11 protein-coding genes are annotated in these 11,929 nt (G+C 36.8%); 5 read left to right on the top strand and 6 right to left on the bottom strand.

Features of this window, described 5'->3' with window-relative positions:
* The first annotated feature begins 73 nt into the window (after positions 1 to 73).
* On the top strand, positions 74 to 451 hold the full coding sequence (gene rbfA, locus DKK70_RS11805) for a 30S ribosome-binding factor RbfA (RefSeq protein WP_034882735.1): 378 nt from the start codon (positions 74 to 76) through the stop codon (positions 449 to 451).
* A gap of 66 nt (positions 452 to 517) precedes the next feature.
* Positions 518 to 1,420: a tRNA pseudouridine(55) synthase TruB gene (gene truB, locus DKK70_RS11800; RefSeq protein WP_110434195.1), complete on the top strand. Its 903-nt coding sequence runs from the start codon at positions 518 to 520 to the stop codon at positions 1,418 to 1,420.
* A 32-nt stretch (positions 1,421 to 1,452) separates the two neighbouring features.
* Here the strand turns inward: truB and DKK70_RS11795 are convergent, their stop codons facing one another.
* A complete protein-coding gene (locus DKK70_RS11795; RefSeq protein ID WP_181415997.1) occupies positions 1,453 to 2,502 on the bottom strand; it encodes a LacI family DNA-binding transcriptional regulator in 1,050 nt (349 codons plus the stop codon).
* 179 nt (positions 2,503 to 2,681) lie between these two features.
* Between DKK70_RS11795 and DKK70_RS11790 the strand changes: the two genes are divergently transcribed.
* From DKK70_RS11790 to dnaB, 3 genes are read left to right on the top strand one after another with little or no spacing between them, the layout of a single operon-like run.
* Positions 2,682 to 3,689: an aspartate-semialdehyde dehydrogenase gene (locus tag DKK70_RS11790; RefSeq protein WP_110434193.1), complete on the top strand. Its 1,008-nt coding sequence runs from the start codon at positions 2,682 to 2,684 to the stop codon at positions 3,687 to 3,689.
* The gene (truA, locus tag DKK70_RS11785; protein WP_110434192.1) at positions 3,676 to 4,467 is read left to right on the top strand and encodes a tRNA pseudouridine(38-40) synthase TruA; all 792 of its coding nucleotides are present in this window, start codon (positions 3,676 to 3,678) and stop codon (positions 4,465 to 4,467) included. Before DKK70_RS11790 ends, truA begins: the two co-directional genes overlap by 14 nt.
* A 47-nt stretch (positions 4,468 to 4,514) precedes the next feature.
* Positions 4,515 to 5,933, top strand: a complete 1,419-nt coding sequence (gene dnaB / locus DKK70_RS11780) for a replicative DNA helicase (protein WP_110434191.1) — start codon at positions 4,515 to 4,517, stop codon at positions 5,931 to 5,933.
* A gap of 58 nt (positions 5,934 to 5,991) precedes the next feature.
* Here dnaB and DKK70_RS11775 read toward each other — a convergent pair whose 3' ends face one another.
* The 5 genes from DKK70_RS11775 to DKK70_RS11755 form a co-directional block, all read right to left on the bottom strand.
* A complete protein-coding gene (locus DKK70_RS11775; protein ID WP_110434190.1) occupies positions 5,992 to 6,828 on the bottom strand; it encodes a metal ABC transporter permease in 837 nt (278 codons plus the stop codon).
* Positions 6,825 to 7,685: a metal ABC transporter permease gene (locus tag DKK70_RS11770; RefSeq protein WP_110434189.1), complete on the bottom strand. Its 861-nt coding sequence runs from the start codon at positions 7,683 to 7,685 to the stop codon at positions 6,825 to 6,827. Before DKK70_RS11770 ends, DKK70_RS11775 begins: the two co-directional genes overlap by 4 nt.
* On the bottom strand, positions 7,685 to 8,581 hold the full coding sequence (locus DKK70_RS11765; protein WP_110434188.1) for a manganese/iron ABC transporter ATP-binding protein: 897 nt from the start codon (positions 8,579 to 8,581) through the stop codon (positions 7,685 to 7,687). The genes DKK70_RS11770 and DKK70_RS11765 overlap by 1 nt, the downstream gene beginning before the upstream one ends.
* A complete protein-coding gene (locus DKK70_RS11760) occupies positions 8,581 to 9,501 on the bottom strand; it encodes a metal ABC transporter substrate-binding protein (protein ID WP_110434187.1) in 921 nt (306 codons plus the stop codon). The genes DKK70_RS11765 and DKK70_RS11760 overlap by 1 nt, the downstream gene beginning before the upstream one ends.
* Before the next feature lie 342 nt (positions 9,502 to 9,843).
* Positions 9,844 to 11,859, bottom strand: a complete 2,016-nt coding sequence (locus DKK70_RS11755) for an autotransporter outer membrane beta-barrel domain-containing protein (protein ID WP_110434186.1) — start codon at positions 11,857 to 11,859, stop codon at positions 9,844 to 9,846.
* Between the last annotated feature and the right edge of the window lie 70 nt (positions 11,860 to 11,929).

The raw sequence follows: 11,929 nt of genomic DNA, 5'->3' as shown, positions 1-11,929 counted from the left end.
TTAATTAATAGGTTAACATGTGATAAGCAAGGTTTTTTAAGCCTTGCTTAAACATATTTTAAGGAAAATAGATATGGCAAAAGCATTTAATCGATCATCTCGCGTGGGACATGAATTACAAAAAGAGATTGCGATTATTTTACAGCGCGAAATCAAAGATCCACGTTTAGGCATGGTAACTGTTTCCGGTGTAGATATCTCACGTGACCTCTCTTACGCAAAAGTATTTGTGACGTTTTTAAATGATGATGATCCGCAAGTTATCGAGCAAGGATTGAATGTCTTAAATGATGCAAAAGGGTATATTCGTACACTAATTGGTAAGGCGATGCGTTTGCGAATTATTCCTGAAATTAAATTCTTCTATGATGAGTCGCTGGTTAAAGGCATGCAGATGTCGAGTTTAGTCTCGGATGTTATCAAACAAGACAACGAGCGTCATAAAGATTAATAACTAAAAACTGCTCAATGTTGTAAAAAATATTGAGGAGTATGATCCATTTCAGATTAAATATTAATGATGAATATAAAGAAAACTCGCCGTGATGTTCACGGCGTTTTGTTATTAGACAAACCGCAAGGCATGACATCAAACGATGCCTTACAAAAAGTGAAAAGAATATTCAATGCTAAAAAAGCAGGACACACTGGTGCGCTCGATCCATTAGCAACCGGAATGTTGCCGATCTGTTTTGGTGAAGCGACTAAGTTCTCACAATACTTATTAGATTCTGATAAACGTTATCGCGTGATTGCTAAATTAGGTGAACGTACCGATACGTCTGATGCTGATGGTCAAGTAATCTGCACTAAACCGGTCAATGTCACTCAAACACAAATCGATGAGGCCTTAAGCCATTTTCGCGGTGATATTTTACAAGTGCCTACCATGTTTTCGGCTTTAAAATATCAAGGCAAACCACTTTATGAGTACGCTCGCCAAGGTATTGTCATTGAGCGAGAAGCCAGACCGATTAGCGTTTACGAAAATCAGTTTATCCAATACGATTTTGCTAAACAGGAATTAACTTTAGAGATCCATTGCTCAAAAGGGACTTATATTCGAACCATTATCGATGATTTAGGTGAATTACTTGGCTGTGGTGCGCATGTGATCTATTTAAGACGCTTGCAGGTATCAAATTATCCCGTCGATAAAATGATCAGCCTAGATGAGTTGCAAAATATCAGTGAAAAAGAACCATTACTTATGCCTGTCGATAGCCCATTACAAGCGAGCCGAAAAGTGGTATTGAGTGAAAGCCAAGGGAAAGATATCTTATTAGGTAGAACCGTTACTGTTGAAAGCTCTGTACCCGTTGAAACATTAGTGAGAATTTATATGGAGCAACAATTTATTGGTGCAGGAAGCCAAATCCTCAATAAATTATCGCCAAAAAGATTGATATCAATCTCCTAACTAATAGGTTATTTGATATAAAAAATAGACGATTATTTAACAAAAAACATTTCGGTATCGATAATATGACATTGTGATAATGATGTCATATCTTGTTTAAGAATTTGACATAATAACTGGGCTGATTTACAACCCATTTGGTATAAAGGTTTATTGACTCTACTTAGCCGATCTAACTCATTATATTGAAGATCATTGGAATAGCTAATATAAGTAATTGCAAGCGGATGTAGCAGTTGCGATTGACTCTCTTTAGCTTGGTGTAATGCACCAAAAAGTGAGCGATAACTCGATATATAATTTTGTGCATGATAGCTATCGCAATCAAAACAAGATAGGCTACTATGATCCTCAAAAATAATCGCTGATGGTGGCTTATTGCTTTGAAGTAAACTCCTAACGGCTTCTCGCCCATGTTCATAGGTTAGGCAACCTTGAATGATATAATCAGTATCGATTGGCATATTAATGCGTTGCAATGCCTGTTGATAGCCCTGTAAAAAAAGGGAGGAGTTGGCATTTTTATCGCTATTAACAAAAATGGCGATTTTATTATGCCCTTGATCAATCAAATGCTGAGTGGTTTGAAAACCAATGGTCAGATGATCGAAATGGACACACGAAAAGTTATTCTTAAAGTGATTAACAAATATGATTGGTGGTAATGATTTTTTATAATTATACAACTGGCTGAAGTAGGGTGCTTGATTGATAATTATAATACCAATAAAGCAATTTTGTTTAATATATTGAATTAAATGATAAATATCATTTTTGGCATGATAAGAAAATTGCCAATAAAACCATTGAAATCCAGTTTCATGTAACACTTGTTCAATACCAAAATTAATCAGACTTTTAGAGATGAGCTGGTTATCAATAATTAAAATTTTATTGCTTTGATGTATTAATTGGTAGTCTTTTAAATTTTTTGATATATCAACATTTAAAGCCTTCATCGCTTGGTAAACTAGAAGTTGAGTTTGTGGAGCTGTTAAGTTTGGTGTTCTTAATACTCTTGATACAGTAGCAATTGAAACCTTCGCCTTTCGGGCTATGACCGATAATGATGTTTTTGTCATAATCATCAATAAAATTAAATAATCGATAAAATTACTTTAGCGAGAATTGTCGAAGTTGTAATTAATAAAAATTCAATTTTTCGAGCAAGATTCCAAATTTTAGAAAATATCTTTTTTCAAAAATCTTTAACAATAAAGTGGTATAATTGCCACTAAATTTTTTAATTCGGGTTTATTATATGTCTGCATGGAATATCGCCATTGTTGGTGCGACAGGACAAGTGGGTTCTGCGCTAATTGAGTTATTAAATAACTCAAAAACTATTGAAATTGAAAATCTCTATTTAGTCGGTAGCGACAACAGCGCCGGTGAAGTTGTACGCTTTGCGGGTAAAAATTTAACCGTGATTGATAGTCAACAAATGGATTGGAGCCAATGCCATTTTGCCTTTTTTGTTGCTGGCAGTAAAACCAGCGAAAAATATGCTCAAACAGCCGCACAAGCAGGTTGTATTGTTATCGATGCTAGTGGCTTTTTTGCTGATCAAGATCATATTCCATTAATTGTGCCTAAAGTAAATAACAGTGTATTGACCGAATATCGCAATGAAAACATCATTGCTGTAGCTAGTCCAACGGTATCTCAATTATTGCGCTGTGTGGCGTCATTAGCTGATATCCAATTGTTAACTAATCTACATGTAAGTAGCTTTATTCCATCATCACTATATGGCAAACCAGGTATTGATGAACTTGCAGGACAAAGTGCTCGGTTACTTAATGGTATGCCAGTTGATAATGAGCTGTTTGACAATCAATTGGCTTTTAATCTATTACCAATTTCTCATGAGTCTGATCACCGAAGTTTAGGTGAACATTCGCAGATTAACCAAATTCGTAAAGTGATAAGTAATTATGATTTACCTATCTCTATTGAATCAGTTATTGTGCCGGTATTTTACGGATTGGCTCAAGCGGTGAATGTTTCCAGCAGCTTACCAATTGAATTAGATATGGCTCGTTTTAGTGAATTTGGGGTAGAAGTGAAAAGTGAAGATTTACCAACCCCAGTAACCGAAGTAAACACCGAAGCTGAAAACAACTTAACCATTAAGCTGGCTAATTTACGACACAGCTATGGCAATTATGAGCAAATTCAATTTTGGTCAGTGGCGGATAATATCCGTTACTTAGGTGGACTAATGTTAATCGAGACGCTTGAGATCTTAATTAATGACTACCTGTAAGATTGCATTAGGTATCGAGTATGATGGCAGTGGCTATTTTGGTTGGCAACGTCAACAGCACGTTGACTCTATCCAACAAAGATTAGAATCTGCCTTATCAGTGATCGCCAATGAAACCATAACGGTATTTTGCGCCGGAAGAACTGATGCCGGCGTCCATGCAACAGGGCAAGTTATTCATTTTGAAACCACTGCTCAGCGTGCACAAGGAGCATGGACAATGGGTGTCAATTCCCATCTTCCTGACAATATCGCTGTACGCTGGGCAAAAAGTGTTGATGATAGTTTTCATGCTAGATTTAGCGCAACAGCTCGCCGTTATCGATATGTGATTTATAACCACCGTTATCGTCCGGCTATTTTAGCTAAAGGGGTATCACACTATTATCTGCCATTAAATGAACAACTCATGCATCAAGCAGCACAATATTTATTAGGTGAAAATGACTTTTCATCGTTTAGAGCGGCGCAGTGTCAATCACGGACACCTTGGCGTAATATTCATCATATTGCAGTTACAAGACAGGGCGAATATGTTATTGTCGATATCAAAGCCAATGCCTTTGTTCACCATATGGTGCGTAATATTGTCGGGAGTTTGCTAGAGGTTGGTGCTGGCAATCAACCACCGCAGTGGATCGATGAGCTATTAAAAGCTAAAGACCGTACTCAAGCGGCAGCAACAGCAAAACCAGAAGGTTTATATTTGGTTCAGGTGGATTATCCATTAGAATATCAAATTCCTAAATGTGCTTTAGGACCATTATTTATACAGTAAGCCAATTAGCTAACGATTAAATTAATTTAAATAAAAAGATGAATGCAATGAATACTGATGATTCAAATAAAGAACTGAAAAATCAAGACGCAAAAAAATCAAAAGTACAAAATATTAAATTGCCGCCTCACTCTATCGAGGCCGAGCAGGCTGTACTAGGCAGTCTAATGCTAGATAATCAGCGTTGGGATGTTGTTGCTGAAATGATTACTGACCGTGATTTTTATTCTCGTCATCATCAACTTATCTTTTCAGAAATGCATACCCTAGTCAGTCGTGGTACCCCGATTGATTTGATCACACTTTCTGAAAGCTTAGAAAGTAAAGACCTACTAGTCGATGTCGGCGGATTTGCTTATTTAGCAGAGCTTTCCAAAAACACCCCTAGCGCCATTAATGTGGTGGCGTATACGGATATCATTCGTCAACAAGCGATATTGCGTGAACTGATTAGCGCTTCAAATGAAATAGCTGACAACTGCTACTCAACCGAAGGTCGAGATAGTACTGAAATTTTAGATTTGGCCGAAAGTAAAATTTTCCAAATTGCCGAAAGTCGTACTACGCAAGGTGAAGGGCCGAAAAATATCACTGAGGTGCTAGAAGCTACTGTGGCAAAAATTGAAGAGTTGTTCCAACGCCCACATGATGGGGTGACTGGAGTATCAACCGGCTTTCTTGATTTAGATAAAAAAACCGCAGGTTTACAGCGTTCAGATTTAATTATCATTGCGGCTCGTCCATCAATGGGTAAAACTACTTTTGCGATGAATCTTTGCGAAAACGCAGCTATGATGCAAGAAAAACCAGTTCTTATCTTTAGTTTAGAGATGCCATCTGAACAGATTATGATGCGTATGTTAGCGTCGTTGTCACGCGTTGACCAAACTCGTATTCGTACTGGTCAATTGCAAGATGATGATTGGGCAAGAATATCGAGCACCATGGGCTTACTCCTTGAGAAGAAAAATATCTATATCGATGACTCATCCGGTTTAACACCTATGGAGTTGCGTTCACGGGCAAGACGAATCTACCGTGAACATAAAGGTTTAAGTATGATCATGGTCGATTACTTACAGCTAATGCGAGTGCCAAATATATCCGAGAACCGAACGCTTGAGATTGCGGAAATTTCACGTTCATTAAAAGCTTTAGCGAAAGAGTTACAAATCCCCGTCGTAGCTTTATCACAGCTTAACCGTAGCTTAGAGCAACGCGCTGATAAACGGCCGGTTAACTCAGACTTACGTGAATCTGGATCTATTGAACAAGATGCTGACGTGATTATGTTTATCTATCGTGATGAAGTTTATAACGAAGCATCGGAACATAAAGGTATTGCTGAAATCATTTTAGGTAAACAGCGTAATGGTCCAATAGGCAAAGTACGCTTAAAATTCCAAGGTCAATTCTCACGGTTTGATAATTATGCTGATGCCGGTAAATATTTGGATGATGAATAGTTAAGCCTTAATAACTAGTGTAAATGTTGAATAATGCAAAGCATTTACACTAGCTCAATTAATGCCTTACTTTATGATTAACATAGACTCGATAAAACTGAGCCATAACAAAGATAAACGCCTGTAAAATTACAATACAAGCACTGGTTGAGGCATCTAAATGAAAACTGATTAATGTACCGGTTACCGTCGAAAAAGCTGATACAATCACCGCAATCACTAACATCTTCTCAAAACGTTTGGTTAACAAAAATGCAGTAATACCTGGGGCGATTAGCATTGCAATAACTAAGATAACACCAGCGGCTTTTAGTGAGCCAACAATGGTTAACGCCAATATACTCAATAAACCATAATGTAATAATTTAACAGGCAAACCAACCACTTTCGCTTGCACCGCATCAAAACAGTACAACATCAGATCGCGTCGTTTAATAATAACTAAAATCGAAACAATACTCGCAATGGCGATGATTTGTATTAATTCTTGATAACTTGTTCCTAATACGCTACCGAATAAAATATGGTTCAAATGTTGCGATGTTTCAACTTTAGAAAATAGTACCAAACCAAAGGCAAACATCCCCGAAAAGACAATTCCCATTACGGTATCCTCTTTTATTCGACTATTTTCCTTAATGTATCCGGTAGCGACAGAACAAAATAATCCGGAAGTAAACGCACCTATTATCAGTGGGATACCGGCCAAATAAGCGAGTACAATGCCTGGTAATACGGCGTGAGAAATAGCATCTCCCATCAATGACCAGCCTTTCAACACTAAAAAGCACGACAGCAGGGCACAAACAATTCCAGTAGCTAAAGCGGCCAAAATAGCCCGTTGAACAAAAGGAATGGTTAAGGGATGATAGATAAGTTCCCATAATGCGGTCATAGAGATCCCCCTCGTCTTGCTTGTCTAATTCGGCGTCGGTTGGAAAGCAAACCTTGTTTAGGTGCAAATAAGAAGACGGTTAAAAAGACTAATGTTTGTAGTGTTACTATTACGCCACCGGTTTCGCCATTTAAAAAGTAACTGATCCAAGCGCCAATGGCACTGGTTAGCGCACCAATAATTACCGAAATAATTAATAACCGTGAAAACCTATCGGTAAGTAGGTAAGCGGTTGCCCCTGGGGTTACTACCATCGCAATAACTAAGATTGCGCCGACGGTTTGCAATGCTGCCACAGTACAGGCACTTAGAATGGTAAAAAATAGGATCTTTAACGCTAATGGTCTTAAGCCGATGGAACGAGCATGGGTTTCGTCAAAAAATACCACTAACAGATCTTTCCAAAAAAAGAGAAGCAAAATAAACGAAACCAAAATAATGATTTGCACTTGCCACATATCACTATCATCAATTCCCAAAATGTTACCAAAAATAATGGTTTGAGCATTAATGGAGGTTGGGTTTAGGGAAATAATTAAAAGTCCAATAGCAAAAAAGGTTGAAAAGATAAACCCAATAATGGCATCTTCTTTTAAGCGGGTAAAAGCACGTACAATCGTTATTGACAAAGCAGCTAACAATCCAGTAAAAAAAGCACCGACCGAATAAGGCAAACCGAGCGCATAAGCACCGGCCACACCAGGCACGACAGAGTGCGAAAGGGCATCGCCCATTAATGACCAACCTTTTAACATCAAAAATGCCGATAAAAATGCACATGCGGCACCAACAATACTACTTACCCAAATGGCTTTTAACATAAAACCATAGGTAAATGGTTCAAGAAGTAGTTCCATTAGTGTTGCCCTTTAGTTTCAATAACCGTTGGTTCGACAAGTAAATCCTGATGAGCAGAATTATCACTGCCTTCACCATAAAATACTGCGGCACGTTCATCATCGGTTAAAATTGACATCTTGCGAGGATCTTCATCTTGGTGCAATTGTTCGCCAGATAAACTTAAATAACGTAGTGCACCACCAAACGTTGTCATTAGATTTTGTGGTGTAAAGGTGGTTTTGGTTTCGCCAAAAGCTAACACTGTTTGGTTGATTAATACCACTTGATCACAAAATTCAGGCACACTACCTAAATTGTGGGTAGAAACTAAAATCAAATGACCTTCATCTCGCAGAGCTTTAAGCAGATCGATAATGGCATTTTCGGTTTTAACGTCAACGCCGGTAAATGGCTCATCTAACAATAAAACCTTACCTTGTTGAGCTAAAGCTCTTGCCAAAAAGACCCGCTTTTTTTGACCGCCAGAAAGTTGACCGATCTGGCGATGTTTAAAATCCAACATATTGACTCGGTCTAGTGCTAAATCGACCTGTCTCTTGTCTTCTTTACTCGGTATTCGTAAAAAAGACATATGACCATAACGACCCATCATCACTACATCCGATACCAAAACTGGAAAATCCCAATCGACCTCCTCGGTTTGCGGAACATAAGCAATAATATTTTGCTTTAATGCCTGTTTTACCGAGATATTATTAAATGTCACCTGACCTTTAGTAGGTTTTATCATCCCCATAATGCTTTTAAATAGTGTTGATTTTCCACTACCATTAACGCCTACCAGCGCACAGATTGTGCCACCATTTAGCCGAAAACTAGCATCATGAATCGCAGTGTGACCATTATTATAAGTCACGGTAATATCATCAACATTTAAGCAAATTTGTGTCATTATTTTTCGAATCCTTTAGCGATTGTTTCAACCGTTACTTTTAATAAATCGATATAAGTTGGAACTGGACCATCTTTGGTCGAGAGTGAATCGACATAAAGCACACCGCCATATTTAGCGCCGGTTTCTTTACTTACTTGCTTAGCAGGCTTATCGGAAATAGTACTTTCACTAAATAACACAGGGATATTATTCGCTCGGACTAAATCAATAAGATTTTTAACTTGCTTAGGTGTTCCTTGTTGCTCGGCATTAATTGGCCATAGATATGCTTCTTTAAGATTATAATCACGGGCTAAATAACTAAATGCACCTTCACTAGTGACTAACCAACGTTGTGATTCGGGGATCTTCGCTAAACGCTCACGTAGTGGGGCATCAAGTGCCTTAATTTTCGCCACATATTCTGCGGCATTCTTATTATAAATCTCGGCATTTTTTGGATCATATTTAACCAAAGCGGCTCGAATATTTTCAACATAAGTTAAAGCAAGGGTTGGTGACATCCATGCATGTGGATTGGGATTACCTTTATAACTACCTTCTTGAATTGGCATAGGATCAATACCTTCTGTCACAACAACGGAAGGCACATTTTTGACATCCTCAAAAAAACGTTCAAACCACAGCTCTAAATTCAAACCATTCCACAACACCAAATCAGCAGAAAGGGCTTTAGTAATATCTTGCGGAGTTGGATCGTACTCATGAATTTCAGCGCCGACTTTAGTAATTGATTCAACAACCGCGGCATCGCCAGCTACATTTTGAGCAATATCTTGGATAACGGTAAATGTGGTAACCACTTTAAATTTTTTTTCATCAGCTGATGCTGAGTTAGTTAAGCCGGTCAAAATCAACAGCGATGTTAAAATCGCATTTAATAATGTTTTACGGCTTTTAAAAAAATTGAATTTCATTGATGGATCCTTATTGTATACTATCTGCTCGAACTTAATCGGACACAGAAGATAAGTTATAGATAAAACGATCAAAAATGTGTGAAATCGCTTTTTTGATCACTCCCTAATACTTAAAAAATGCAAAATCATGTTTTAAATGTTAATGAGAATTATTATCATTAATAAAATAAAAGTCAAATTTTTTATTACTCAATATTAAATAAAAATACAAAAAAAACGTAGATAGATACATCTATTAGAATGATAGTTAATGTAGTGTCAAAGGCGAGATAATTGGAAATTCCCACGCCAAATAATCAACGTGGGATGAATAGATAAAAATTTAAGCTAAATAATGAATTAAAAAGAGTAACGATATCCACCATTAACCTGTAATAAATCAAATTTATTACCCGGAGAACTTTCTAAATCCAAATAGATATTATGTTTTTGGTTGAAATTAGCGTTTATGCCAACACCATTATTCCACCAATTACCTTTGAATGAGTGGCTTTCTTTATGATTATTTAGTTTATAGTAGGTATCACCATCAAACTCTCTAACGATACCGGTTTTAGCATAAATATTGATACTATTTTCATCTGAATTAAATTCATAGCCCAAAAGTGCTGATGCTCGGCCAATTAATGAATTGTAATTACCTAATTTAACTTTAAGTCCATTCGATGCATTAATTGAATTATCATTTTGATGGCTGTAAGAGAATTGCGTTTGTGGTTCGATATAAAAATCATTAATTTTGAATTTTTGACCTAATTCCATTGATAAGCCAAGCCCATTAGAGTGTCCTGTACCTTGAATGTGGTTATTAGCGGTATCTTTAACTTTAAAGTGATTTTTTTGCCGATCATATTTGACTACACCGTCAATATAAAAACCACTGTTATCTAAATAAGTTGCATATATCCCGGTGTTGAATGAACGTAATGACCCATCACCATTTTTATAATCAGGATTGCCATAAGTTTGCCCGACAAAAGCCCCAATAACCAAAGGTGAATTTTCAGATAGTTGTTTATCTGCACCAAATTGGAAACCATGGTAACTCATATCAAATTTGCTTAATTTACCGCCAGAAAACGAATCTAATTTACCAGTAAAACCTCGTAACCAAACATCCCCAAACTTACCACTAGTGCGCATATCACCTAAACGTTTTAAAAGGGTTTGAGTTTCAACATAATTCATTAAATAATTGGCATTAAGAAAACCAGCACTGGCCATAGCTGATGAAGTAATCGGCTTAGCAGTTAGCACATAATCTTTCCCATCTTTATCTAAACTATACTGATAACCACCAAGCTCAACATCATGATTAGTTTTAAATTCAGCGGTATTTGTCGCATTGTCATCGATTTCAACTAAAGTTAACTTTTCATTACCAGTAGTTTGCGCAGAACCATTATTGATTAAGTTTATCGTATGGGTGCCTTCTGCTGAGACAGTTCGGTTGGCGTCAGATGATTTTGAGATAATAATTTTATCACTTTGTTGTGAAGCAATATCGGTGCGTAAATTAAACGTCGAAGCCCCTTTTAAATTCTCAATTACTAGCTCACCAAAGTTATTACTTCTGGTAAAACTAGTGAAGGTAATATTTCCTTGACCGGATAGTTCAGTTAAATAAGAATCGTCACCCTCAAGTTCCCAAGAAGAACCCTTGGCGAGATTCATTTTTATAATTCCGGTGGTATCTTGACCAGGGTAGTCGGGATCATCTGGATCACCAAATGCTGAAACCTCACCGACAATTTTAGAACCAGCAGCTAGGTCTAATATAACCGTACCACCAAATTCTGTGAATATATCGCCTTTTATTATTGATTTATTATTTATTTTTAAGGTTCCATTATTAGTAACAAAAATATCGCCACTAATATTTGATTCACCATTTAATGTTAAGTTTGATCCTAATATGGTAATTGCTCCACTTTCGTTATGAGCATCAACGGTTAAGGTTGTTTTTCCATTAATAATAACCGTTGCATTATCATCGTGTAAACCAATAGCATCAAAATACTCCCCTCTCATGTTAATATTGAGGTCGCCATTAAAAACAGTAGACGAAGAAACTCCATTGGTCATAAAAGCTCGAAGACCGTCAATTGTCATTCCATCATTGACTGATGAAAAACCATCTCTTGACATATTTATTGTGACATTTTTTTCAAATACTGTATTACTCCCTGATTCGATGTCTATATTTGAATATACAGAATCTCCATTTTTTTCTATATCATGCGTTACAGGAATATTTACTTCATCAGTAAATATTTGTGTGCCTTGTAATTTTAAAGCGTTAACCGTTAATGGCATTGCTAGGGATAATAATATAATTAATTTCTTTTTTTTCATCTCTTTTCCTTTTTCTTTTCTATTTCCTTTTTTATACTTTAAAACAGCCTAGCATATTGAAAGGTGTCAC

It is taken from the genome of Gilliamella apicola (assembly GCF_003202655.1).
GTDB classification, from domain to species: domain Bacteria; phylum Pseudomonadota; class Gammaproteobacteria; order Enterobacterales; family Orbaceae; genus Gilliamella; species Gilliamella apicola_R.
The sequence above is the reverse complement of the archived record's forward strand: the minus strand, read 5'-3'. Positions and strand labels throughout refer to the sequence as shown.

Bases quoted from the DNA above. Each gene is read 5' to 3' on its own strand.
- rbfA (WP_034882735.1), top strand. From the start codon at position 74: ATGGCAAAAGCATTTAATCGATCATCTCGCGTGGGACATGAATTACAA.
- truB (WP_110434195.1), top strand. From the start codon at position 518: ATGATGAATATAAAGAAAACTCGCCGTGATGTTCACGGCGTTTTGTTA.
- DKK70_RS11795 (WP_181415997.1), bottom strand. From the start codon at position 2,502: ATGACAAAAACATCATTATCGGTCATAGCCCGAAAGGCGAAGGTTTCA.
- DKK70_RS11790 (WP_110434193.1), top strand. From the start codon at position 2,682: ATGTCTGCATGGAATATCGCCATTGTTGGTGCGACAGGACAAGTGGGT.
- truA (WP_110434192.1), top strand. From the start codon at position 3,676: ATGACTACCTGTAAGATTGCATTAGGTATCGAGTATGATGGCAGTGGC.
- dnaB (WP_110434191.1), top strand. From the start codon at position 4,515: ATGAATACTGATGATTCAAATAAAGAACTGAAAAATCAAGACGCAAAA.
- DKK70_RS11775 (WP_110434190.1), bottom strand. From the start codon at position 6,828: ATGACCGCATTATGGGAACTTATCTATCATCCCTTAACCATTCCTTTT.
- DKK70_RS11770 (WP_110434189.1), bottom strand. From the start codon at position 7,685: ATGGAACTACTTCTTGAACCATTTACCTATGGTTTTATGTTAAAAGCC.
- DKK70_RS11765 (WP_110434188.1), bottom strand. From the start codon at position 8,581: ATGACACAAATTTGCTTAAATGTTGATGATATTACCGTGACTTATAAT.
- DKK70_RS11760 (WP_110434187.1), bottom strand. From the start codon at position 9,501: ATGAAATTCAATTTTTTTAAAAGCCGTAAAACATTATTAAATGCGATT.
- DKK70_RS11755 (WP_110434186.1), bottom strand. From the start codon at position 11,859: ATGAAAAAAAAGAAATTAATTATATTATTATCCCTAGCAATGCCATTA.